Genomic DNA, 22,176 nt, shown 5'->3' with positions numbered 1-22,176 from the left:
CCGTCCTGGCGGGTCCAGCCGTCCTGGTCGACAGTGAGGCGGTGAGACCCGACGCCCGCGCCTGGTTCCGGCACCGCACGTCGTCCGCCACCGGCCTGGCCGAGATCGACCCCGGCGCCCTGCTGCTGGCCAAGCGCCGGGGTGGCCACCGGGTCAGCGTCGTCCTCCCCGCCCGGAACGAGGAGGCGACCGTCGGCGCGCTGGTGGCGGACATCCGCGAGCGGTGGATGCGCCGGGTGCCGCTGGTGGACGAGCTGCTCGTCGTCGACTCCGACTCCACCGACGCCACCGCCGCCGTCGCCCGCGCCGCCGGGGCCGACGTGGTCGCCACCACCGACGTGCTGCCGGCCCACGGCACGCGGCCCGGCAAGGGGGAGGCGCTGTGGAAGTCGCTGGCCGCCACCACCGGCGACCTGGTGGTCTTCCTCGACTCCGACCTCGTGGGGGACGTCGCCCACTACGTTCCCGGCCTGCTCCGCCCGCTGCTGACCGATCCGCAGGTGCTCTACGTCAAGGGCTGCTACACCCGGCCGCTCGAGGTCGACGGGCAGGTCGAGCCCGCCGGCGGCGGCCGCGTGACCGAGCTGACCGCCCGCCCCCTGCTCAACGCGCTCTGGCCGGAGCTCGCCGGCTTCGTCCAGCCACTGGGCGGCGAGTACGCCGGGCGCCGGTCGGCCCTGGAGCAGGTGCCGTTCGTCTCCGCCTACGGCGTGGAGGTCGGGCTGCTCATCGACCTGCTCCGGCTCGGTGGGCTCGCCGCCCTGGCACAGGTCGACCTCGGGGTGCGCCGGCACACCTCCCAGTCCCAGGAGGCGCTCGGCGCGATGGCGGGCGAGATCGTCTCGACGGTGCTCACCCGCGCCGAGTCCGGTCGCCCGGGCCACCGGCCGCTCGCCGCCAGTGGGCTGCTCACCCAGTTCCGGCATGACGGATCGGGTTTCGTGCCCCGAAGCCGCACCGTCGCCGTCGACGAGCGGCCGCCGATGGCCACGATCGCCGAGTACCGCTCCCACCGGGCCGGCCTCGCCGGCTGAGGCCGCTCGCACCCCCCTCGCGCGGTGCCACCGGACGGGAGAGGATCTTCCCGTGCCGGTCGTCCGCCCCGTCCCGCTCCGGTGACCCTCCCCGAGGTCGTCGCCCACCGGGGCGCCGCCGCGGGCGCGCCGGAACACACCCTCGCGGCCTACCGGCACGCGACCCAGGTCGGCGCCGACGCGGTGGAGTGCGACGTCCGGATGACCCGGGACGGCGTGCTCGTCTGCGTGCACGACCGCCAGATCAGGCACACCTCCAACGGGCGCGGCATCGTCTCGGCCCTCCGCCTGGCCGAGCTGGAGCAGTACCAGTTCGGTCCCCGCCGGGCCCGGTGGACCCGGTGGGCCGACGACGAGATCGCCGCAGTGAGCGACGAGCCCGACGTCGAGAACGGTCTCGTGCTGACCCTCGACCGGCTGCTCGACTACATCACCGCCACCCCGGGGACCGTGCGGCTGGCCATCGAGACCAAGCACCCCACCCGGCACACCCGCAGGGTGGAGGAGGCGCTGATCAGCTGCCTGCACCGCTTCGGGCTGCTCCGGGACGGCACGCCCGTCGAGTGGGCGGGCAGGCCGGCGGTCCGGATGATGAGCTTCTCCCAGCTCGCCGTCCGGCGGATGGCGGAGCTGGCACCGGGGATGCCGACGGTGCAGCTGATCGGCGTCCGGCTGCGGCCGGTCCGGCGCGAGCTGCTGCACGGGACCGCGACGGCGGTCGGTCCGAGCGTCGCGATCCTGCGCTCCGATCCCGGCTTCGTCGCGGAGGCCCAGGCTGCGGGCAAGGAGGTGCACGTCTGGACGGTGAACCGGGCCAGCGACATGGACCTCGTCCGCGACCTGGGCGTCGACGTCGCCATCACCGACCGTCCCGCCGAGCTGCTCCGCCGGCTCGGCCGCGACGTGCCCGCCCCGTAACGGCGCACGCTCTGCCTCTGCCCACCACGGTGGGCAGAGGCAGAGCGTCCGGGAGCCGTCCTCCGAGGCAGCGGCTAGGAGAGGTCGGTCTCGTCGAGGGCCGCGGCGAGGTCGCCCGGGGTGTCGTAGATCGCCAGTGCACCGGCGTCGCGCAGCTCGTCGTCCCCGAAGCCTCCCGAGCGGACGACGAGCGCCGGCATCCCGGCGTTCTTCGCCGCCTCGACGTCGAACACCGAGTCGCCGACGACCATGCTCGGGGCGTCCGCCGGCGCGCCGATCTTCTCCAGCGCGACCTGCAGCAGGTCCGGCGCCGGCTTGGTGGACTCCACGTCGTCGCTGGTGGTCCACCCGTCGGCGATCTCGCGGGCGTCGAGCAGGTCGAGGGCGCGCTCGACGTGGTGCGGCTTGCCGGAACTGGCCAGGACCACCCGGTGCCCACGGTCCTTGAGCGCCTCGATCAGCGTCCGCGCACCCGGCAGCAGCGCGGTCTCGCCCATCATCAGGTCGGCCTCCTTCACCCACCGCTCCCGGGCCTCGTCGCCGATGCGCTCCTCCACCTCGTCCCCGCCGAGCGCGGCCACCAGCTGGTCGCCGCCCATCCCGATCAGCCGATGGATCCGCCAGATCGGATAGGTCTCCCCCAGCGACCGGAACGACCGGTACCACGCGAGGGCGTGCTGGTAGTTGGTGTCGACGAGGGTGCCGTCGACATCGAGGACGGCGATGCGCGCTGCGGTCATGCGCCCCGCACTGCCCATCCGCCCGCCGCCCCGAACCGATCCCGCGCTTTCTGTACCGAAAGCTGCGGGGGAGACCGCCGCTTCCGGTACAGAAAGCTCAGGACGTCGAGTGGTCGAGGAGGCCGCGGATCGTCTCGCCGGCCGCCTGGTCGCGATAGCCCTGGTTGATCTCGTCCAGGGTGTACCGGCGGGTGATCAGCCGGTCCAGCTCCAGCCGGCCCTCCTCGTGCAGGCGCAACAGCATCGGGATGTCGCGGAACGGATTGCACGACCCGAACAGCGAGCCCTGGATGCGCTGCTCGAACACCGTGGCCAGCTGCCCGTTGAGCGACACGGTGCCCTCCCCGGGGCGGTCGGCCAGCGCCGTCAGCACCAGCGTGCCGCCCTTGCCCAGGGACGACGCCGCCCCCGCGTACGCCTCGGCCGACATCTTCCCCACCGTGACCACCACGACGTCGGCACCGGTGCCCCGGGACAGCTCCCGCGCCAGGCCCGCCGCCTCGTCGGTGCTCGCCACGGTACGGGTGGCGCCGAGGGACCCGGCGAACTCCCGCTTCATCGGCACCGGGTCGACGCCGACGACGTGCAGCGCACCGGCGTGCACCGCGCCCTGGACGGCGTTCACGCCCACGCCCCCGAGCCCCACCACGACCACGGTGTCGCCGGGGCGCACGCCGCCCGAGTAGACCGCCGAACCCCAGCCGGTCGGCACGCTGCACGCCACGAGCGCCGCGGTGTCCAGCGGGATCCACGGATCGATCCGCACGCAGGAGAACTCGCTGAGCAGCGTGTGCCGGGCGAAGGCGCCCACCATGCAGAAGCCGCCGAGCGGCTCGTCGTCCAGCCGGAACGGGTAGGTGCCGGTGGGCAGCTCCCCCTTCGCGATCGTGGCGCCCTTGTCGCAGAGGTTCGAGCGGCCCTGCGCGCAGAACCGGCAGTGGCCGCAGGCGGGCAGGAAGCTCGTGACGACGTGGTCGCCGGGCGCGACGGCCGTGACGCCGGGCCCCACGGCGAGGACGACACCCGATCCCTCGTGGCCGCCGACGATCGGGTACCGCCCACCCGGGTTGGAGTGCCGCAGGTGCTCGTCGGAGTGGCACAGCCCGGCGTAGGCGATCTCGACCAGCACCTCGCCCGGTCCCGGGTCCAGGACCTCCAGCTCGACGATCTCGTACTCAGTCCCGGGCCGGCGCAGCACCGCAGCTCTCGTTCGCACGGCCGACATGCTGCCTGCTCCGGCTGCGCGCGCCGCACGGGCCCTCGCTCCGCGTCGGGCGCACGGGTGCGGCACCATCGGACGGTGCCCGCCGACGACCCGACCCGGCGCACCGAGGTCTGTCCCGGGTGCGGGGGCCGTGCTCGTCCCGCTCGCCGACGGCGGTCCCGGTCACCCCGGCGCCTCGGCGTCCTGCACCCGGTTGTTCGGGGTCACCCTCGGCGGGCTCCGGGAGGAGGCGGCGGCGCACGGAGCGACGGCGTCGGTCGTGGCGCTGGCCAACGCCGCCTACGACGCCCAGCACCCCGTGGCCGGGGACGACGACCGGCTCCGGACCGCCCTCGACTGGGCGGCCCGTGACGGAACGAACCCGCGCCGTCGACGAGCGGTAGCCACTTTCCGTGCTTATCCTGGCACTGTGAGTGAGCTGAACGATCGACGGGCGCGGAAGAAGGCGCGGACGCGCGAGCAGATCCGCGCCGTGGCGCACCGGCTGTTCGACGAGCGGGGCTTCGACGCGGTGACCATCGCCGACGTCGCCCGCGAGGCCGACGTCGCCGTCCAGACGGTCTTCAACCACTTCGCGACCAAGGAGGAACTCTTCTTCGACGGTCGCACACCGTGGGTCGACGGTCCGGCGGATGCGGTGCGGTCCCGGGACGCCTCGGTCGCGCCGCTGACGGCGCTGCGCTCGTCCCTCGTCCAGTTCTGCGGCTCGCTGGTCGGCTCCCTGGCCACGCCGGAGCGGCAGCGCTACATGGCCACCCTGCACGCGTCGGACACACTGCTGGCCCGGGAACGGGAACTGGTCTTCGAGTGCGAGCGCCGCCTGACCACGGCGCTGGTCGAGGCGTGGACGACGGCTCCGGGCGACCACGCACCCGACGCACCGGCCGATCCGCGCACGGCCGCGCCGCTGATCGCCGCCACGTGGCTGACCGCCGCCCGCGTGCTGATCATGCAGCACCGGCCGCTCGTCGCCGAGGGCGCGGACGCCGCGCACCTGTCGGCCGCGGTCGAGGACATGGCCGACTGCGTGTTCGGCCAGATGGAGGCCGCCCTGGCCGTGGTGGCCGGCCGTGCGGGCGCAGCGGCGCCGGTGGGCACCGGCCGGCCGCGGCCGGCCGCCTGCTGCCCCGGGCCGGCCCGCCGCGCCGGCTGACGTTCAGACCCGGGCGCAGGCGGCGGCGAACGCCGCCGGGGTCGCGATCGGCACCAGCACGTCGTCGACCACGCGTTCGACCTCGTCGGCGGTCATCGCGCCGTCCCCGGCGGTGGTGTACCGCTGCCACCAGAAGGCCTGAAGCACCGAGCCCAGCAGCGCCAGCCGCCCCCGCTCGATCGGCTCCCCCCGGGCGTCCGACCGCCGACCGAGCTCGGCGACCGCCGCGGCGAGCGGGCGCACGACCGCCTCGTCGAGGCCGGTGCGCAGGTCCTCCTCGTACCGGGCGGCGCCCACCAGGCTGGCCACCGCGCGCTCCTCGCGGTCCAGCGGCCGGCTCCAGCGGGCGGCCAGGGCGACCAGGTCCTCGCGGAGGGAGCCGCTGTCCTGGGGAAGGGTGACGAGCCGGAACCGGGCGACGGCGTGGCGGGCCAGCGCCGCCATGCTCGGCCAGCGGCGGTAGATGCCCGCCTTCCCCGCCCGGGCGCGGGCGGCGATCCGGTCGCTGTTGAGCCGGCCCCACCCCTCCTCGGCGAGGATGTCGACCGCCACCTCGAGCAGCTGCTCGGACAGCTCGGCGCTCAGCGGCCGCCCGGGGGTCCCACTCATGACGCAAATCCGTGACGCGACGTCATAGGCACCGCGACATCCTGGCGCGTCGACGCGGCGACCACAATGACCGGGCGGAAAAAAATTGAGCATGAAACTTCTTGTACATCGCCCAGCATCCGCCCAGGTCACGGGCGGGATCGGCGGTGTCAGGCCCCGGCGGCGCTCTGCACGGGCACCTGCAGTCCGGCGCCGTCCTCGGACAGCCGGCCCTGGGTCCGGGCGTGGGTGACCAGCTCGTCCCATCGGGACTGCCAGTCGGGGGCGGTCGCCCGCGGCTCGGCGGCGGCCCTGACCGCGGCCAGGTCGAGCACCGCGGTGCCGCCGTCCGTGAGGCGACCGAGCCCCGACCGCTCGAGCACCTCGGCCGCCTCCTCGTCGGTGACCTCGCCCAGCGCCAGGAAGAGCTTCGAGAGGTCGTCGACGTCGACGACCCGCGCCTGCGGGCGCTCGTCGGCGCCCGTCACCACCTCGACGATCACGTCATCCTCCCGGTCCCTCGTCAGCTTTCGGTACCGAAAGCTGCGGTACACCCCCGAGCTTTCTGTACCGGAAGCTGCGGGGCCACTCGTCAGACGTGCCAGGGGAAGCGGCTGAAGTCCGGGTCGCGCTTCTCCAGGAAGGCGTCGCGGCCCTCCACCGCCTCCTCGGCCATGTACGCCAGCCGGGTGGTCTCGCCCGCGAACAGCTGCTGACCCACGAGGCCGTCGTCGATCAGGTTGAACGAGTACTTGAGCATGCGCTGGGCGGTCGGACTCTTCGCGACGATCCGCCTCGCCCAGGTCAGCGCGGTCGTCTCCAGCTCGGCATGGGGGACGACGCGGTTGACCATGCCCATCCGGTGAGCGTCCTCGGCCGTGTACTCGTCCCCGAGGAAGAAGATCTCGCGGGCGAACTTCTGCCCCACCTGGCGGGCGAGGTAGGCCGATCCGAACCCGCCGTCGAAGCTGCCGACGTCGGCATCGGTCTGCTTGAACCGCGCGTGCTCCGCGCTGGCCAGGGTCAGGTCGGAGACGACGTGCAGGCTGTGCCCGCCCCCGGCGGCCCACCCGGGGACGACGCAGATGACGACCTTGGGCATGAAGCGGATGAGCCGCTGCGCCTCGAGCACGTGCAGCCGGCCGCTGGACCCGGCGGAGCGCTCGTAGCCGTACCTGCCCCGCACCCGCTGGTCGCCGCCGGAGCAGAAGGCCCAGCCGCCGTCCTTGGGACTGGGGCCGTTGCCGGTGAGGATCACGCACCCGACGTCGGTGGACAGCCGCGCGTGCTCGAGTGCGGTGATCAGCTCGTCCACCGACTGCGGGCGGAAGGCGTTGCGCACCTCGGGCCGGTCGAAGGCGATGCGGACCACGCCGGCGTCCACCGCGCGGTGATAGGTGATGTCGGCGAAGTCGAAGCCCTCGACCGGCCGCCACGCGGAGCTGTCGAAGATCTCGGAGACGTCGTCGCGGGCGCTCATGCGCTCGAACCTAACCCGGGGTCCGGGCCGGGTCGTCAGGGCAGCAGGCCGCCGGCGGTCTCCCCCACGGGCTCGGTGACCCCCACCACGTCCTCCACGACGTCGGTCACGGGGTCGACCGGGCCGTCCGGGCAGCCGCAGTCGTGCTCCTCCGCCGGGGGCGGGCCCTGCGCTCCTCCCCCGGGAGACGTGCCGGGGTCCGGGCTCTGGCCGGGACCGGAGCCTCCGGAGGGCGTTCCGCCGGGCTCTGCTCCGCCGGGTTGCGCGCCCCCGCCCACGGGCGCCGGCGCCCCGGCCGCCGGAGTACCGCCGGCGGAACTGCCACCCCCCTGGTCGCCGACGGCCGCGCTCCCCGCGGCTCCCGGGAGCGGACCGTCGCCTCCGATCCCGGTCAGGTCGGCACCCGCGACGGACGTCGCGTCCCCGGCCGTGCCCACCGGGGGCAGCCCGGGTGCGGGGGACTCCGCGGACTCCGTGGCCACCCCCGCGCCGCCGCGTCCCGCTCCGCCGTCGGCGCCGGTGCCCGGTCCCCCGGTGAACACGCCGTCGGGGCTCGTGGAGGAGCTGCCGTTCGAGCTGCCCCCGGAGACGAGCAGGGCGATGGGCGCGGCGACCAGCAGCCCCGCGCACGCCACGCCCAGCACCAGGAGGACGCGAGCACGGTGTCGCTGCAGAGCGGCGCGGGCGGCGCCCAGCCCGAGGGCTGCGCGGGACGCGGCGCCCGGGGCGCGGTGCCGGTGACGGCGGGACAGGTGCGGCTCCTTCGGTGCTGCGGTGACTTCCGTGGCCGTCTACCCACGCAGAGCCACCTCATGCCCGCTCTGCGCGACTACCGGTGCGCCTCCTCGAGCAGGGCCCGCAGCCGTGACAGCGACGCGGCCAGCCCCGGGTGCAGCTCGACCGCGTCCAGGTCGGCCAGCGGCAACCAGGCGACGCCGGTGCTCTCGCCGTCCAGTCGGAGGTCGGCGGCCTCGATCGGGCGGGCCGGCCGGGCCAGCACCGTCGTGTAGGACCAGCCGCCGTGGTCGTCGACCGAGCGCGCGCCGAGGACGACGTCGGCGGCGGTCAGGCCCAGCTCCTCGCGCACCTCGCGCAGCGCGCCGTCGTCCGCCGTCTCGCCGTGGTGCAGGGCCCCGCCCGGCGTGCCCCACGTGCCGCCGTGGTGCGACCACTCCGCCCGGTGCTGGAGCAACAGCTCCGGCCCATGGACCCCGTCGCGGTGCAGCAGCAGCCCGGCGGCGCCGGCGCGGCCCCAATGCCGGTGCCCCTGGGCGCAGATGGTCCAGCCGTCGGTCGAGGCGAGCACCCGACCAGTGAACCCGGTCCGCGCAAGGGACGGCGAGCGCGCGGGGGGGTGGCGGAAGCTCGTCCTCCGGGTGCGCTCCGCACCCGGAGCACTAGGTTGCTCGAGGAACCCCTGGACTCCGGAGGACGCACCGCATGACCACCACGACGACCATGGCCGAGGTCCCCGGACTCGTCGGCACCGAGCTCGGCAGCAGCGACTGGCACGAGGTCACCCAGGACCACGTCAACCTGTTCGCCGACGCGACCGGCGACCACCAGTGGATCCACGTCGACGTCGAGCGCGCCAAGGCCGAGAGCCCGTTCGGGGGCCCGATCGCGCACGGGTACCTCACGTTGTCGCTGCTGGCCCCGCTGTCGGCGCAGGTGCTCGCGGTGACCGACACGGTGATGGGCGTGAACTACGGGCTGAACAAGGTGCGTTTCCCGTCCCCCGTGCCGGTGGGGTCCAAGGTCCGGCTGACCGCCACCCTGAAGTCGGTCGAGGAGGTGGCCGGCGGCCTGCAGCTGACCCTGTCCGCCGTCATCGAGCGCGAGGGCGGCGACAAGCCGGTCTGCATCGCCGAGCCGGTCTACCGCTACTACGGCGGCTGACGCCGGCGTGCGGGTCGCCGTCTTCACCGGCTCCCATGCCGGTCCGCCGTCGCACGCCGCGGCCGCGACCACCTTCGCCCGCGACCTGGCCGCCGCCGGCGTCGGCATCGTCTACGGCGGCGGGCACGTCGGGATGATGGGCGTCGTCGCCGACGCGGCGCTGGCCGCCGGCGGCGAGGTCATCGGCGTGATCCCGCAGCACCTGGTCGACGACGAGGTCGCCCACCCCGGTCTCCCGCGGCTGGAGGTCGTGCCGTCGATGCACGAGCGCAAGGCGGTGATGGCCGACCTCGCCGACGCGTTCGTCGCGCTCCCCGGCGCGGCGGGCACCCTCGAGGAGCTGTTCGAGGCCTGGACGTGGGGCATGCTCGGCCTGCACGCCAAGCCCACCGCGCTGCTGGACGTCGACGGCTTCTGGCAGCCGCTGCTCGCCCAGCTGCGGCGCATGGTCGACGACGGCTATCTCGACGTCGCCCGGCTGGACGCGTTCGGCGTGGTGGTGGACGCCGTGGGCCTGCTGTCGTTCATCGAGGGGTACGAGCACCCACCGCGGAAGTGGCGGACGGGCCCCCCGCCCCCCGCAGGAGACCGGAGCGCCGGCTGACGTGGAGCACTGGGACGTCGTCGTCGTGGGGGGTGGGCCGGCCGGTGCCGCCTGCGCCACGGCGGCGCGGCGCGCCGCCCCCGCGGCCCGGGTGCTGGTGCTCGACCGCGCGGAGTTCCCCCGCGACAAGGTGTGCGGCGACGGCATCGCGCCCGAGGCGCTCGACGTCCTGGCCGAGCTGGGGCTCGACCCGGCCGCCCTGACCGACGGGTGGGCCAGCGTCCCGAGGCTGCGGCTGCGTTCCCCCGGCGGGACGACGGTGGAGCGGACGATGCACCGCCCGGCGCGGGTCGTCCCGCGCGCGGTGCTCGACGCCCGGCTGCTCACCGCCGCGCTGGCGACGGGCGCACGGTTCCGGCGGCACGTCGTCCGCCGGGTCGTGGCCCGCCCCTCGCACGTGGAGGTCGACGGCGTGCTCACCGCCGGCGTGGTGGTCGGGGCGGACGGCGCGGAGTCCGTCGTCCGCCGGGCGCTGGGGGCCGCCCCCAACCGACCGCGGCAGATCGCCGTCGCCCTCCGCGGGTACGCGCCCGTCCCCGCGGGGCTGGCGGAGGTGCAGCTGATCGCCACGACCGAGCAGCGGTGGCCCGCCTACGCCTGGTCGTTCCCGCTGGGCGACGGGCGGGCCAACGTGGGCTACGGCGAGCTGGTGTCCGGCGGGGTGAACCGGGAGGGGCTGCTGGCGGGGCTCGACCGGCTCCTGCCCGGCGTGGCCCCGACCGGGCTGCGGGCGCACCGGCTGCCGCTGTCGACCGGCCGGCCGCGCCAGCCCGACGGGCGGGTGCTGCTCGCCGGGGACGCCGCGTCGCTGATCAACCCGCTGACCGGCGAGGGGATCTTCTACGCCGTCCTCTCCGGCGCGCTGGCCGGCGCCGCCGCGGTGCGGGGGGCCGCGGCCGGGGCCGAGTACCGGCGGGCGGTGCGGCGGCACCTGGGACGGCACCTGCTGCACTCGTCGACCGCGTCCTGGGCCAGCCGCTGGCCGCGTGTGATGGACGCGGTGTTCCGGGCCGCGGCCGACGACCAGCGGGTCTTCGACGACGTGGTCCACCTGGGTCTGGCCGACGGCCGGCTGACCACCCGCACCCTCACCGCCGCGGCCTGCCGCCTCCGCTGAGGCCCCGGACGTTCGCGGGGCCGTCGCGTCGGGGTCACGTCATGGTCATCGGCCGCCGGGACGCTGAGCGCCGTGACCGCAGCCCCGCCCCGTGCGCCCGCCGTCCCGCTCCCGCCGTCCGTCCCGCTTTCCCAGGCCGTCCACGCCGACGCCGCCACCCAGCAGGCCCGGCGGCTGCGCTTCACCGCCGTGCTCGGCGGATTCCGCGCCCGGGCCGCCTGGCTGCCCGCCGGGTCGGTCCGCCGTCGCCAGGGCCTGCAGCTGTGCACCGCGGCCCGCCTGCTCACCGCGCTCGGCACCCGGGTCGAGGTGGTCCAGCCGGATCCACCGTGGCCGCGCCACCGGTCCCACCGGATCCTCGTCGGCAACACCGCCGGGCTGCTCGGCGACCTGGCGCTGCTGATCGTCGTCCCGCGGACGACGCTCGGCTGGGCCGACGTGGCCGACCGCGTCCTCCCGGTCCGGACCACGCTCCGGGCGGTCGGGCCGGACGACGACGTCGTCGACTGTCCCGTGACCGTCGCCTACCGCACCCCGTCCGGCCTGGCGGAGCCGCGGACGCTGAACGAGGTGGTCGCCGCCCGCGGGCTGGTCATCGAGGTCCGCCTGCTCCCGGCGCTCGGAGCGGGTGCGCGACGTGCTGCGTGACACTGCCCCGGCCGGGCATGTGCGGGCGGTTCCTGCGGTTGCCATCCGTAGCATCCGCGCGTCCTGGCTACGAGCCGCCGCGGGTGGACCCATCCCGACCTCCGCCGATCGAAGGCTGTTCTCCTCCTGTGAGCGTTCCTCCCCGGTCCCCTGCCCGCCGCCGTGATCGCGCGACGGCGCTCGATCTCCGCACCCGTGAGGACGACCGCGCCGCCGCCCGCGTCGAGCGGCTGGCCCAGCAGAGCTGGGTGGCCGGCGCCGAGCCCGAGCTCCCGGTCCGGGCCACCCGCCCCGAGCACGTCGTCTTCCACCTCGGCCCGACCAACTCCGGCAAGACCCACGACTCCCTCGCCGCGCTGGCCGCGAACCGCTCGGGTGTCTACGCCGCTCCGCTGCGCCAGCTGGCGCACGAGGCCTATGCGCGGCTGTCCGAGCAGCTGCCGCCGGGCACCGTCGGGCTCGCCACCGGCGAGGAGGAGATCCACCCCGACGCGCCGATCGTCTGCTGCACCGTGGAGAAGGCGCCCATGCGCGGCGACCTGCTGGTGCTCGACGAGTCGCACTGGGTCGCCGATCCGGACCGCGGGCACCACTGGGCGAGGCTGGTCCTGACCGGCGAGTACCGCGAGATGCACCTGATCTCCGCGGCTGAGGCGTACCTGCTGCTCAAGCCGCTGGTCGCCGACGCGGAGCGGATCACCGTCGTCAACCACAAGCGGCTGTCCCGCCTGGACGTGCTCCGGGCGCCGGTGCGGCCGGACGGCGTCCGCGCGCAGACCCTCGTGGTCGCGTTCTCCCGCAAGGCCGTCTACGCCGTCGCCGCGGCCCTGGACCCGTACCGGCCCGGGAAGGTCGGCGTCCTCTACGGCGCCCTGCCGCCGGCCACCCGGCGCGAGGTGATCGACCGGTTCACCCGCGGCGAGACCGAGGTGCTGGTGACCACCGACGTCATCGGCCACGGGATCAACGTGCCGGCCACCACCGTGCTGTTCGCCGAGACGACCAAGTTCGACGGCGAGGAGCGGCGGCCGCTGCGCACCTGGGAGACCGCGCAGATCGCCGGCCGGGCCGGCCGCTACGGCCTCACCGGGCACGGCACGGTCGGGGTCCTCAGCGGGCTCACCGGCATGCGGGCCGATGCCCGGCTGCTGCAGGCCGGTGCCGAGGTGGCCCGCGGCGACGCGATGAGCGACCTGCCCCGGCGGGCGCCGCGGCTGCGTCCCGAGCTCGACGACCTGGGTGCCTTCGAGCCGGTCGACCTGCCGGAGGCGCTCACCCGCTGGATGTCGTGGGCCCGGGCGGAGACGCGCGACCAGGCGATGACCGCCGACGACGTGACCGGCCTGATCGTGCGGGTGCACGCGCTGCTGCCCCTGCTGCGCGGCCCGCTCGGCGCCGTCGGCGACCTGTGGACGGTGTGGCGGCTGATCAACCTGCCCATCGACTACAACCCGCCCCGCCGCACGCGGTGGCTGGTGCTGGCGAGGGCGGCGCTCCGCTCGGCGGCCGGGCTGCCCGTTCCGCCGGAGAGCGTGCTCGAGCCGCTGCCCGCCCGCGGCACCGTCGAGGACTACGAGCAGGCCGCCGCCGCGGCCCGGGACGCGCAGACCCTGCTGCGGTCGTTCCCCGGCGTCGCGGGTCTCGCCGGCGAGGACGCCGCGGAGGTCGAGGAGGCCGCCGCCGAGCGGATCACCGAGCTGCTCCCCGACGCCATCGCGCTCTCGGCGTCGGGCCGGTGCACCAGCTGCGGCGCCGGGATCGCCCCGTGGTTCACCACCTGCCGCGACTGCTCGGTCGGTGCGGCCGGACGGGGTCCCGGTCGCGACCACCACCGGCGGACCCAGCACCACGACGGGCACGGCCGCCATCCCCGGACGGGGGGCGGCCGGGTGGCCGCGTCCGAGAGCGGCGACCGGGGCCGCCGCGGACGGGCCTCCGACGGCCGGGGTCGCGGCCGCGCCGGCGACGGGCGGGCCTCCCGCTCCCGCTGATCCGGCGCCGGCGAACGGACGGCGTCCGGGCGGGCTCAGCGCAGCGCGGTCACCAGCACGCCTCCGGCCGCCCCGAACGGCTCGACCAGAAAACCCAGGTTCCACAGGATGTCGGCGACGGCGGCGTTCATGGACTGCTGCACGGTGGCGGAGGCGGCGGCTCCCCGCTTGTGGTGCACGCTCATCCGGTCGTGGGCGCGCCAGCTGACGAGGACGCCGCGGAACGTGCCCTCGGGCGTCAGGCACACACCGCCCGCGGGGTGGGGCCCCGCGGCGTCCTGGAGCGGGAGGCCGGCCTCCACCAGGGCCGCGGCGACCTCCACCAGGAGCGTGGTCAGCGGGTCGGTGTCGGACAGCAGCGCGTCCCAGTCCGCCGGGAGCCGGTCCAGCTGGTCGCTCAGCTCGCCCAGCCACGCCCGCTCCTCCGGCGAGGGCCGCGGCGCCACGCTCCCGTCGCCGCCACGGGTGCCGAAGACCGAGACGGCCGCCAGCCCCTCGGCCAGGGCGAGCCAGTCGGCGTCGACCGCGTCGGCGAACGGGCCGGCCACCGCCTGCCCCGACTCGTCGACCAGCCACCACCCCGGGCCACCCGCCGCCGGCGCCGGGCGGACGGCGAGGTCCACCGCGGCGGGACGCGCCTGCGCGTCCGTGGCGTCGGCCGAGGGCCGGCCGGACCGGCCGCCGGTGGCGGGCCCACCGTAGCCCCGCGCTTCCGCGGCCCGGGGCTCGCGCGCACCGTTGCGCTCGAACTCGTAGCGGGCGGTCGAGGTCATCCCGAGCGCAACCACCACCCCGGTCAGCAGCAGGAAGCCCAGGACCGCCATCGTCGGCCACCCCAGCGTCGCGCCCATGGTCACGCGTGACTCCTCCGCACCGTCGTCGCGGCCGGGAAGTGCCGCGGACGATGCGAACGGTAGGGCTCCGCACGGGCCGACGACCCGACCCTCGGCACCCTCGCGCCGGGCCCGTCACCGGATCGTTGCGGCCGGCGCCGTCGGGTGTAGGTGACCCGTCGCCCGGAGCACCGCCTTGTCGACATGCGCCACGTCCACCAGCGGAAACGCTGGGGAGCGAGGCCCGGTCATCCCGCGGGCGGCGGCACGACCCGGCGTGTCGGCACCACCGGGACGACGGCGGATCGCGTGGTGCTCCAGTCCGGTGGGCCGACATTCGTATGAGACGCTGCCCGGCATGACGACGCAGCTGTGGTGGCGCCACCGGTAGGTGGCTGCCAGTCGTCGCTCCAGTCCACCAGTACTCCGAGTGGGCTGGCTCACGCGTTCGGTCCACCCTCTCACCGAGGAAGGGCCTTTCCGTGCAGCAACGACCTCAGCCTGCCGAGTACACGTCATCGAGCGCTCGAAGCATCGGCGACTACCTGATCAGTTCCCGCTCATTCGTCGAGTACCAGGCCATGTTCGCCCTCACCAGCACTGATGTCGCCGGCAGGGTGCTCGACTGCCCCGGCGGCGGATCGAGCTCCACCGCCACCCTCTGCGAGCAGGGCGGCGACGCGGTCGCCGCCGACCCCGTGTACTCCACGCCCGTCGCTGAGCTCATCGGTCGTTTGGACGGCGAAGTGCGTCGCGGCAGCGCCTGGGCCACGGCCCATGCCCACCGCTACATCTGGGACTTCTACGGCGACCCGGCCGGGCATGCCCGCATGCGGGAAAACTCAGCGCGCCTGTTCGGCGAGGACCTGCTGCGCCGGCCCGACCGATACGTCGCCGCGGCCCTGCCAGACCTGCCATTTCCTGATGACGCGTTCGACCTGGTTCTGTCCTCACACCTGTTGTTCACCTATGCCGATCGCCTTGACACCGACTTCCACCTGGCAGCGCTTCGGGAGCTGATCCGGGTCAGCCCCGGTCGGGTCCGCGTCTATCCATTGATCGACCAATCCGGACAGCCGGTGTCCGGCCTCCTCGAGCAGCTGATCGAGCAACTCACCTACGACGGAGTGGCGTCGAGCCTCGTGGACGTCGACTACGAGTTCCAGCGCGGCGCTCGGACCATGCTGGAACTGCGGTCGACGGGTGTCGTGCGATGACGACCGCCGACGAGCCGTTGACCTACCGACTGCTCCCCGGACCCGACGACACGACCTTCTGCGCCCGGGTGTCGCAGGCACTGGCGGAGGGCTACCGATTGCATGGTTCTCCGGCGCTCACCTTCGACGGCCGCCGGATCATCGCCGTCCGAGCGATGATTCTGCCCCGGCGCCAGCAGCCAGGAGGCCATGAGGATCACGCCCCAGGCCGCCGACCAGCGAGCAGGTGACGGCCGCGACGCTCGAGCAGAGCTCTTCCTTGCTCACGGGTGCCGCTCGCGCGCTTCGCGTCGGGTGCGGAGTCCGGCATCTGGTCAGCCAGCTGGCCGTCCGTACCCGCCACGTCGACGCCTTCGACCGGGACCCACGGATGATCTCTGGCCCGCCAGCGCGTAACGCCCAACGCCGGCGGCCTGGCCGGTGAGGTCATGGGAATCGCTTCGCGCGTACTGACGTCGGAGCCCGTGGAACCGTCCATGCCGAACACTGCGGCGATCCAGACAATAGAGCGTCAATACCGTTTCGCTCCCGGCACAATTATTCTGCAGTCGGCGAAATGGGACGATCTCATCACGCCGTTCACTCCCCCTTCCGACAGGCTCCAGATGAAGAAACCACGGATCTGCGGAGGAACGACAAATGCATTCCGGTGCGATGACCGATGGCGGCCCTGCCCAGCTGCGCGGAGCGGGCGGGCCGGCGAGCCTGCACGACGCGATCTTCGACCGGCTGCTGCGCGAGCGGATCATCTTCCTGGGCAGCCAGGTGGACGACGACGTCGCCAACCAGCTCTGCGCGCAGATGCTGCTGCTGTCGGCCGACGACCCGCGCCGCGACGTCCACCTCTACATCAACTCACCCGGCGGCTCAGTCAGCGCCGGCATGGCGATCTACGACACGATGCAGTTCATTGACTGCGACATCGCCACCTACGCCTTCGGCATGGCCGCCTCGATGGGCCAGTTCCTGCTCACGGCCGGCACTGCGGGCAAGCGCTTCGCGCTGCCGCACACTCGGATCATGATGCACCAGGTCTCCGCCGGGGTCGGCGGCACCGAGTCCGACATCGCCATCCAGGCCGACATGCTTCGGCGGCTCAAGCGGGACGTCAACGAGCTGCAGTCCCAGCACTCCGGCCAACCCGTCGAACAGATCGAGCGTGACTCCGACCGCGACCGCTGGTTCACGGCCGAGCAGGCTGAGCAGTACGGCCTCATCGACCACGTCGTCGCTACCGCCGCCGGACTGCCTACCGGCGACAACCCAGTAACCGCAGACTGAACCGCACTCAGGCGCAGGGTCTGACGTGCCCATAGGGATCGCTGACCGGCCGCTTCACATGCTCGGGCGGCTTGGCGTGGTGGCGGGCGGAAACGGTGATCGGAAGCAGGTCGGGCATCTCTGCAACGGCTGTCGGGGCAGCGAACTGCGAGGCCGCCCAACTACTAGTTGATCGGCCCCGCGTCGCGTGCGGTGTCTTCTCGTGATCAGCGGTTGCGGACCGCCAGCAGGACGCCGGTCACGGCGAACCAGGCAGGTGTCAGGTAGAGCACGATCCAGCCGACCGGGGGCACCAGGAGTCCGACGGCGATCACGCCGGCCGCCACGCCGAGCCCGCGCAGGATCCGATCCGCGGACCGCGAGGCGAGGAAGACCGCGACGCCGAAGGCCACGCCGGCCGACTGAGCGAGCGGGAACGCCGCGTTCGACAGCACGAGACCGGCCTCCAGCGCAGCCGGGGTCACCCCGTCGAAGATGTCCCCGGCGGCGCGGGCGCCGCCGAGGCCCGCCGCGCTCAGCGCGAACAGGAACAGGTGGGCGACCCCGAGGGCGGGCACGATTCGCCGGGCGGCGCTGCGATCGGGCAGGGCTGCGGTCAGCGCCGCGACCACGACCGTCGCGAGGAGGACGTAGACGCCGACGAGCAGCACCGCCCGGTCGACGGCGGTCCCTTCCAGCCTGCGCGCCGCCTCGGCGGCCGTCCCCGACCCACCCAGGGGATCCGGAAAGGACAGCACCGAACCGACGAAGGCCAGCACGGCGCCCAGGCCTGCTGCGCCGATCGCCGCCCGCTGCCGTCGGTCGGTGGTCTGCACGGTGGTGGTGGTCATGTCGGTGCCCTCCGGTCGGTCCGCGCCGGCTTCCTGTCGGCGGTGGCATGGACGCTAGGCAGGGGGCGCGCTGCAGCAGATCCGTCGCGCGATCCTGTTCACGCGCCGGACAGCGGAGACCGCGTATGCCTTTCGGCAGATCCACTCTCCGCCTCGCGGGAGACGTCCGCAGAGTCTCCGGGTCCCTAGCATCGACCCGTGCCCGAGGGTTGGCTGCGACGACCACGCGCCCGCTGGCGCGCGCTCCCGGTCACGATCCGGGACGGCGTCCTCGCCACGGCGTTCCTCGTGCTGACCCAGGCCGAGCTGTTCGCCCGTGCCCATCTCCTCGAGGGCCCACCCGTCCTGCAGCACCTCCTGCTGGCCTGCATCTGCGGATCCGTCACGCTCCGGCGCACCCGCCCGACGCTGGCGGCCGCGGTCTGCGGCGTCGGCATGGCAGCCACCGGCGCGCTGGGCACCGCCCCGTCGGCCGCCGTCTACGTCGTCTACCTGCTGGTGACCTACTCGGTCGGCTGGTACGCCAGCTCCCGGCGGGCCGCAGCGCTCGGACTGGCCGCCCTCGTGCTGCCGGACGCGGTCGTGTACCCACTGACCCAGCCCGAGGGCCGGAACATCGCCGACATCGTCATCAACGCGGGCATCCCCGTCGCGCTCTGGCTGCTGGCCCGCCTCGGCCGCGAGCACCTGGACCGCGCGATCGTCGCCGAACGCCGCCTCGCCGCCGAGCAGCTGCGGGCCGTTGAGGAACGGGCCCGCCGGTCCGAGGCCGCCGCCGCAGAGCGGCGGCGCATCGCGCGGGAGTGCCACGACGTGATCGGGCACGGCATCACGCTCATGTTGCTCTACACCGAGGCGGCGCAGGCCCGGCTCGGTGACCGCGAGCAGGCGGCGGCCGAAGCGCTGGACGTGGCGGCGGCCGCCGGCCGCACGGCGCTCGCCGACGTCCGCCAGGTCCTCGACGTGCTCCGCGCGGGCGACGACGTGGACCCCGGCGCCGGAGGGCTGGACGAGGTCGCGGAGCTGGTGGAGCGGGTGCGCGGCGCCGGCGCGAACGTGGACTGGCACGCGATCGACCTGCCTGCTGACCTGCCGGCGACGGTGAGCACGACCGCCTACCGGGTCGTGCAGGAGGCGCTGACCAACGCGCTGCGCCACGCCCCGGGCGCGCCGGTGCAAGTCAGCCTGTGCCGCGACCGGGACGCCCTTCGCGTGCAGGTCGTCGACGCCGGCAGCACTGCGGCGACCAACGGGTCGACGGGCTCCTCCGGGTTCGGCCTGGCCGGCCTTCAGGAGCGGGTGGGCCTGCTCGGCGGTCAGCTCGCCGCCGGACCACTCGGGGACCGCCCCGGCTGGCAGGTGACAGCGAGCCTCCCGATCGCCCCGGCGCGCCGGTGATCACCGTCCTCCTTGCCGACGACGAGGCTCTCGTCCGGGCAGGACTCCGGATGATCCTGGAGACCGAGCCCGATCTCGAGGTGGTCGCGGAGGCCGCCGATGGCGCGGAGGCGGTTGCCCTGTGTCGACAACACCATCCCGCCGTTGCCCTGCTGGACGTCCGCATGCCCGGGATCGATGGTCTACAGGCCGCCCGGCGCATCGCCGCAGATCCCGACCTGAACACCACCGTCGTCATGCTGACCACCTTCGACTCCGACGACGCCCTCGTCGCCGCGCTCAAGGCCGGGGCGGCTGGGTTCCTCCTCAAGTCGATGCCGCGCGAGCGGCTGATCGGCGCCGTCCGCACGGCCACCTCGGGCGAGGCCCTCCTCGCACCGCAGATCACTCGGCGGCTGCTGGCCGACCTCGTCGAGCGGTCCCGGCCGCAGGCGCGAAGCGACCCGCGGCTCGCCGAGCTCACCGATCGGGAGCGCGAGGTGCTGGTTCTCATGGCGCGCGGCATGTCCAACGCCGAGATCGCCGAGCATCTGGTGGTCGGCACAGGCACAGTCAAGACACACGTCGCCCGTGTGCTGACCAAGCTGCGCGTCCGAGGTCGCGTCCAGGCCGTCGTGGTGGCTTACGAGGCCGGGCTGGTACGGGCCGGGGCCTGACGACCACCGGATGACCTGGGCGACCAGCGCGCCGCGGCACCGCGAGAACCGGTACCTCTACCGCCGGAACATCCGGCCAAGAACAGCACGCATCCGTAGATCTTCGGGCGGTGGTTCCAAGGGACCGCCCAATGCGCTGCCGCCATTACCTTGCTGGCCGATTCGCAGAAGGAACCCCCACGGCGACCTAAGCCAGTCCGCAGGAACCAGCCGCCAGCGTCCCGAGAGGGCCGCCATCGAGACGGGCACGCTGGTTCACTCTCGGCATGACCGCGCCACCCCCGGAGCCGGACCCGATCATCAACCCGAACGAGCCGGTGCCAGACGATCCGGCAGAGTTGCTCCCTGACGCCCCGGAGCCATTGCCACCTGCCCCGATCGAATCCACACCGGAGGATCCCGGAGGCGACACCGGAGGCGTGCCCGAGCCCGCCTGACTCCCGATCGGCAAGCCGTGGCAGGCGCGCGCAGCGCGCTCCACCGATCCCTTGCCGGGCGCGTGGATCGATCTGCTGAGGCGCGCGTTGGAAGGTGCGTACGGCGATGCCGGGATACGCCAGTACCAAGCCGGCCTCGTCATAGACCAGCTGACGGGAGAAGTCGAAGGCTGGCGCGGTGTAGTCGTAGCGCTGGCGCCCGTGCTGGTCGGTGGTCCGTGTGTACTACTGCCCTGGCGGTCCTGCGACGCGTCCCCTTACTGGGAGGGCAGGACGATGCCACGCTGTACAACCTCTTCACCTGGGCACACTCGATGTAGCCAGGCGCCGACGTTCCGGTCAGTCCAACGCCCGACTTCCTCGTGGGCGCACTGCTCACTCAGCTCACCCAGCCGTCACACCGCAAGGTCGTCGAGTCGCTGACGCGGGACCTCACCACGGAACAAGCTGCCCAACTGGTGGGCCGCTATGGGTCACTCGCTACACGGCTAAGCCACCGACGACCCGCAGCCCCTCCCGTAAGGCGAACCCGCTACGGCGACGTTCGGACGGGACAGGGCAGTCGCCCGCCGAGTTCCGGATGGGAGCCGGCAGCGAGGCGCTCACGTGAGCCAGCGGTAGATCTGCCCTTCCCGGAGCTCGACGCATCGCGGCAGGCCCAGCGCGGAGTGGTCGCCCTGAAGCATGGCAAGCAGCTTGCTCCGCCCGCGCACAACGACGCCGTCGGCCCGGGTCCAGTGGAGATACGGGTGGAGAAGATGCCGCACCGTCGCCCAGTCGCGAGACACGATCGCTTCGTGGGCGACCGCGGCGATGTCCTCCACGGCTGCCGTGTCGCAAGCCGATCCCATGCATACACGGCCTGTGATCCGGCGGCGGTATCACAATCGCCTCGGAACAAGCGCCACGAGATCCTCGGGCGGCCCGAAGCCCGCGCCGATCCGACGTCGGGCACTCAGTGCCCGGTCTCGTACCTGGTCAGGACCACGCCGTCGGGAAACGTCCGGGTCTGCACCAGGGTCAGGTTCACCCAGTTGTCCAGGGCCGTGAAGAACGGCGTGCCGCCGCCCACCAGGACCGGGTGAGTGACGATCGCGTACTCGTCGATCAGCCCCGCCCGCATCGCCGCTGCGGCGAGTGTGGCGCCGCCGATGTCCATCGGGCCGCCGTCCTCGGCCTTGAGCCGGGTGATCTCGGTGACCGCGTCGCCGGTGACCAGGCGGGCGTTCCAGTCGACCGCGCTGATCGTGGAGGAGAACACCACCTTCGGCATATCCCGCCAGCGGCGGGCGAACTCCATCTCCGCCGGTGTGGCGCCGGGCTGCTGGTCGGCGGTCGGCCAGTGGGAGCTCATCGTCTGCCACAGTTTGCGCCCGTACAGCGCCAGGCCCGTCGCCCCCACCCGGTCGGACCACCACTGGAACAGCTCATCGCTCGGCACGCTCCAGCCGAGGTCGTCGCCGGGCGCGGCGATGTAGCCGTCCAGGGTCAGGTTCATGCCGAAGGTCAGTTTCCGCATGGCGCCTCCCGTGAGTCGGTATTCGGCGTACAGACCAGCACGGCGCGGAGAGATCACCGGTCAGGCCACACCGAGGGTCGGTTGACCACCACGCCAAGCGGATGGTGTGTACGGAAGGGAACCCTCAACGGGATGGGCAGGTCACGTCGTGGGTCAGGGGACGACCGTCCCGTATGACCCGCCCGCAGGCCTGCCCGGTTACGGAGCCCTGTCCGCACCGCGATGGAGCCGCCGCGAGCGTCGTGTCGGTCGGCACCGAGCTGGACGACGGTGAAGGCCGCCCCGCCCGAGCAGCCCGTACAGCCAGGCCTGGCTGGCCGAACGCACCGTGCGAGGCCGCTCCCTGGCCCTGCGGAGGGATACCTACCAGCCTCGCTGACGCCTCGCGGCGGGCACGACGCCCCACCGAACGTCGGGAGTCCCCGCAGACAGCGCACAGCGCCTGCTCGAGAGCGCGGAGGGCGTGGGATTCGAACCCACGAGGAGCTGTGAACTCCTAGCGGTTTTCAAGACCGCCGCCATCGGCCACTAGGCGAGCCCTCCTGGCCCGGTCGAGGCTAGTGCCCGCCGTCGTCCGCCGCCGACCTCGGGGCCACCAGCCGGGCTAC

24 protein-coding genes and 1 tRNA gene are annotated in these 22,176 nt (G+C 73.8%); 13 read left to right on the top strand and 12 right to left on the bottom strand.

Annotation, left to right across the window (positions count from 1 at the left end; all coding sequences use genetic code 11):
• Positions 1–41 precede the first annotated feature (41 nt).
• Both ACFSHS_RS14375 and ACFSHS_RS14370 read left to right on the top strand, forming a co-directional pair.
• Positions 42–1,034: a glucosyl-3-phosphoglycerate synthase gene (locus tag ACFSHS_RS14375; RefSeq protein ID WP_376877282.1), complete on the top strand. Its 993-nt coding sequence runs from the start codon at positions 42–44 to the stop codon at positions 1,032–1,034.
• A gap of 81 nt (positions 1,035–1,115) precedes the next feature.
• On the top strand, positions 1,116–1,952 hold the full coding sequence (locus ACFSHS_RS14370) for a glycerophosphodiester phosphodiesterase (protein WP_376877279.1): 837 nt from the start codon (positions 1,116–1,118) through the stop codon (positions 1,950–1,952).
• A gap of 74 nt (positions 1,953–2,026) precedes the next feature.
• On the opposite strand, the gene ACFSHS_RS14365 is transcribed toward ACFSHS_RS14370, so the two are convergent.
• A complete protein-coding gene (locus ACFSHS_RS14365) occupies positions 2,027–2,692 on the bottom strand; it encodes an HAD family hydrolase (protein WP_376877276.1) in 666 nt (221 codons plus the stop codon).
• A 97-nt stretch (positions 2,693–2,789) separates the two neighbouring features.
• Positions 2,790–3,908: an NDMA-dependent alcohol dehydrogenase gene (locus ACFSHS_RS14360; RefSeq protein ID WP_465252827.1), complete on the bottom strand. Its 1,119-nt coding sequence runs from the start codon at positions 3,906–3,908 to the stop codon at positions 2,790–2,792.
• 139 nt (positions 3,909–4,047) lie between these two features.
• Between ACFSHS_RS14360 and ACFSHS_RS14355 the strand changes: the two genes are divergently transcribed.
• The gene (locus tag ACFSHS_RS14355) at positions 4,048–5,070 is read left to right on the top strand and encodes a TetR/AcrR family transcriptional regulator (RefSeq protein WP_376877270.1); all 1,023 of its coding nucleotides are present in this window, start codon (positions 4,048–4,050) and stop codon (positions 5,068–5,070) included.
• A gap of 3 nt (positions 5,071–5,073) precedes the next feature.
• Here the strand turns inward: ACFSHS_RS14355 and ACFSHS_RS14350 are convergent, their stop codons facing one another.
• From ACFSHS_RS14350 to ACFSHS_RS14330, 5 genes are all read right to left on the bottom strand, one after another.
• Positions 5,074–5,679, bottom strand: a complete 606-nt coding sequence (locus ACFSHS_RS14350) for a TetR-like C-terminal domain-containing protein (protein ID WP_376877267.1) — start codon at positions 5,677–5,679, stop codon at positions 5,074–5,076.
• Positions 5,680–5,828: 149 nt separating this feature from the next.
• A complete protein-coding gene (locus ACFSHS_RS14345; RefSeq protein WP_376877264.1) occupies positions 5,829–6,161 on the bottom strand; it encodes a hypothetical protein in 333 nt (110 codons plus the stop codon).
• A gap of 89 nt (positions 6,162–6,250) precedes the next feature.
• On the bottom strand, positions 6,251–7,138 hold the full coding sequence (locus ACFSHS_RS14340; protein ID WP_376877261.1) for a 1,4-dihydroxy-2-naphthoyl-CoA synthase: 888 nt from the start codon (positions 7,136–7,138) through the stop codon (positions 6,251–6,253).
• A gap of 35 nt (positions 7,139–7,173) precedes the next feature.
• The gene (locus ACFSHS_RS14335; RefSeq protein ID WP_376877258.1) at positions 7,174–7,773 is read right to left on the bottom strand and encodes a hypothetical protein; all 600 of its coding nucleotides are present in this window, start codon (positions 7,771–7,773) and stop codon (positions 7,174–7,176) included.
• Between the two features lie 194 nt (positions 7,774–7,967).
• A complete protein-coding gene (locus ACFSHS_RS14330) occupies positions 7,968–8,444 on the bottom strand; it encodes an NUDIX domain-containing protein (RefSeq protein ID WP_376877255.1) in 477 nt (158 codons plus the stop codon).
• A 134-nt stretch (positions 8,445–8,578) separates the two neighbouring features.
• On the opposite strand from ACFSHS_RS14330, the gene ACFSHS_RS14325 reads away from it, so the two are divergent.
• The 5 genes from ACFSHS_RS14325 (at position 8,579) to ACFSHS_RS14305 (ending at position 13,397) form a co-directional block, all read left to right on the top strand.
• Positions 8,579–9,037 carry a MaoC family dehydratase gene (locus ACFSHS_RS14325; RefSeq protein ID WP_376877252.1) on the top strand — a complete coding sequence of 153 codons (459 nt, stop codon included), beginning with the start codon at positions 8,579–8,581 and terminating at the stop codon, positions 9,035–9,037.
• A 7-nt stretch (positions 9,038–9,044) separates the two neighbouring features.
• On the top strand, positions 9,045–9,641 hold the full coding sequence (locus ACFSHS_RS14320) for an LOG family protein (protein WP_376877247.1): 597 nt from the start codon (positions 9,045–9,047) through the stop codon (positions 9,639–9,641).
• Position 9,642: 1 nt separating this feature from the next.
• Entirely contained in the window at positions 9,643–10,758 is a 1,116-nt protein-coding gene (locus ACFSHS_RS14315; protein WP_376877244.1) for an NAD(P)/FAD-dependent oxidoreductase, read from the top strand.
• Between the two features lie 72 nt (positions 10,759–10,830).
• A complete protein-coding gene (locus ACFSHS_RS14310; RefSeq protein ID WP_376877241.1) occupies positions 10,831–11,406 on the top strand; it encodes a hypothetical protein in 576 nt (191 codons plus the stop codon).
• A 128-nt stretch (positions 11,407–11,534) separates the two neighbouring features.
• Complete coding sequence (locus tag ACFSHS_RS14305; protein WP_376877238.1) at positions 11,535–13,397, top strand: helicase-related protein; 1,863 nt, start codon at positions 11,535–11,537, stop codon at positions 13,395–13,397.
• 35 nt (positions 13,398–13,432) lie between these two features.
• Here ACFSHS_RS14305 and ACFSHS_RS14300 read toward each other — a convergent pair whose 3' ends face one another.
• Entirely contained in the window at positions 13,433–14,248 is an 816-nt protein-coding gene (locus tag ACFSHS_RS14300; protein WP_376877462.1) for an uL10 family ribosomal protein, read from the bottom strand.
• Positions 14,249–14,712: 464 nt separating this feature from the next.
• On the opposite strand from ACFSHS_RS14300, the gene ACFSHS_RS14295 reads away from it, so the two are divergent.
• The 3 genes from ACFSHS_RS14295 to ACFSHS_RS14285 all read left to right on the top strand — a co-directional run bounded on the left by ACFSHS_RS14295 (position 14,713) and on the right by ACFSHS_RS14285 (position 16,728).
• Positions 14,713–15,447 (top strand): methyltransferase domain-containing protein, encoded by a 735-nt coding sequence (locus ACFSHS_RS14295; protein ID WP_376877235.1) that lies wholly within the window; start codon positions 14,713–14,715, stop codon positions 15,445–15,447.
• Positions 15,444–15,677, top strand: a complete 234-nt coding sequence (locus tag ACFSHS_RS14290; protein ID WP_376877232.1) for a DUF1737 domain-containing protein — start codon at positions 15,444–15,446, stop codon at positions 15,675–15,677. Before ACFSHS_RS14295 ends, ACFSHS_RS14290 begins: the two co-directional genes overlap by 4 nt.
• Before the next feature lie 409 nt (positions 15,678–16,086).
• The gene (locus ACFSHS_RS14285) at positions 16,087–16,728 is read left to right on the top strand and encodes an ATP-dependent Clp protease proteolytic subunit (protein WP_376877229.1); all 642 of its coding nucleotides are present in this window, start codon (positions 16,087–16,089) and stop codon (positions 16,726–16,728) included.
• Positions 16,729–16,934: 206 nt separating this feature from the next.
• On the opposite strand, the gene ACFSHS_RS14280 is transcribed toward ACFSHS_RS14285, so the two are convergent.
• A complete protein-coding gene (locus ACFSHS_RS14280; RefSeq protein ID WP_376877226.1) occupies positions 16,935–17,558 on the bottom strand; it encodes a hypothetical protein in 624 nt (207 codons plus the stop codon).
• A gap of 198 nt (positions 17,559–17,756) precedes the next feature.
• Here ACFSHS_RS14280 and ACFSHS_RS14275 point away from each other — a divergent pair, with 198 nt between their 5' ends.
• The gene (locus ACFSHS_RS14275) at positions 17,757–18,956 is read left to right on the top strand and encodes a sensor histidine kinase (RefSeq protein ID WP_376877221.1); all 1,200 of its coding nucleotides are present in this window, start codon (positions 17,757–17,759) and stop codon (positions 18,954–18,956) included.
• Positions 18,953–19,612: a response regulator gene (locus ACFSHS_RS14270; protein WP_376877218.1), complete on the top strand. Its 660-nt coding sequence runs from the start codon at positions 18,953–18,955 to the stop codon at positions 19,610–19,612. Before ACFSHS_RS14275 ends, ACFSHS_RS14270 begins: the two co-directional genes overlap by 4 nt.
• 1,039 nt (positions 19,613–20,651) lie before the next feature.
• Here the strand turns inward: ACFSHS_RS14270 and ACFSHS_RS14265 are convergent.
• The 3 genes from ACFSHS_RS14265 to ACFSHS_RS14255 form a co-directional block, all read right to left on the bottom strand.
• On the bottom strand, positions 20,652–20,873 hold the full coding sequence (locus ACFSHS_RS14265) for a hypothetical protein (RefSeq protein ID WP_376877215.1): 222 nt from the start codon (positions 20,871–20,873) through the stop codon (positions 20,652–20,654).
• A 131-nt stretch (positions 20,874–21,004) separates the two neighbouring features.
• A complete protein-coding gene (locus tag ACFSHS_RS14260) occupies positions 21,005–21,568 on the bottom strand; it encodes a dihydrofolate reductase family protein (protein ID WP_376877212.1) in 564 nt (187 codons plus the stop codon).
• Between the two features lie 455 nt (positions 21,569–22,023).
• A tRNA-Ser gene (locus ACFSHS_RS14255) sits at positions 22,024–22,111 on the bottom strand.
• Positions 22,112–22,176: the final 65 nt, after the last annotated feature.

Source organism: Blastococcus deserti, assembly GCF_042682525.1.
GTDB classification, from domain to species: domain Bacteria; phylum Actinomycetota; class Actinomycetes; order Mycobacteriales; family Geodermatophilaceae; genus Blastococcus_B; species Blastococcus_B deserti.
The sequence above is the reverse complement of the archived record's forward strand: the minus strand, read 5'-3'. Positions and strand labels throughout refer to the sequence as shown.

What these genes read in the sequence shown, in the direction of transcription:
- ACFSHS_RS14365 (WP_376877276.1), bottom strand. Translation starts at nt 2,692, where the DNA reads ATGACCGCAGCGCGCATCGCCGTCCTCGATGTCGACGGCACCCTCGTC.
- ACFSHS_RS14350 (WP_376877267.1), bottom strand. Translation starts at nt 5,679, where the DNA reads ATGAGTGGGACCCCCGGGCGGCCGCTGAGCGCCGAGCTGTCCGAGCAG.
- ACFSHS_RS14340 (WP_376877261.1), bottom strand. Translation starts at nt 7,138, where the DNA reads ATGAGCGCCCGCGACGACGTCTCCGAGATCTTCGACAGCTCCGCGTGG.
- ACFSHS_RS14325 (WP_376877252.1), top strand. Translation starts at nt 8,579, where the DNA reads ATGACCACCACGACGACCATGGCCGAGGTCCCCGGACTCGTCGGCACC.
- ACFSHS_RS14300 (WP_376877462.1), bottom strand. Translation starts at nt 14,248, where the DNA reads ATGGGCGCGACGCTGGGGTGGCCGACGATGGCGGTCCTGGGCTTCCTG.
- ACFSHS_RS14290 (WP_376877232.1), top strand. Translation starts at nt 15,444, where the DNA reads ATGACGACCGCCGACGAGCCGTTGACCTACCGACTGCTCCCCGGACCC.
- ACFSHS_RS14285 (WP_376877229.1), top strand. Translation starts at nt 16,087, where the DNA reads ATGCATTCCGGTGCGATGACCGATGGCGGCCCTGCCCAGCTGCGCGGA.
- ACFSHS_RS14280 (WP_376877226.1), bottom strand. Translation starts at nt 17,558, where the DNA reads ATGACCACCACCACCGTGCAGACCACCGACCGACGGCAGCGGGCGGCG.
- ACFSHS_RS14260 (WP_376877212.1), bottom strand. Translation starts at nt 21,568, where the DNA reads ATGCGGAAACTGACCTTCGGCATGAACCTGACCCTGGACGGCTACATC.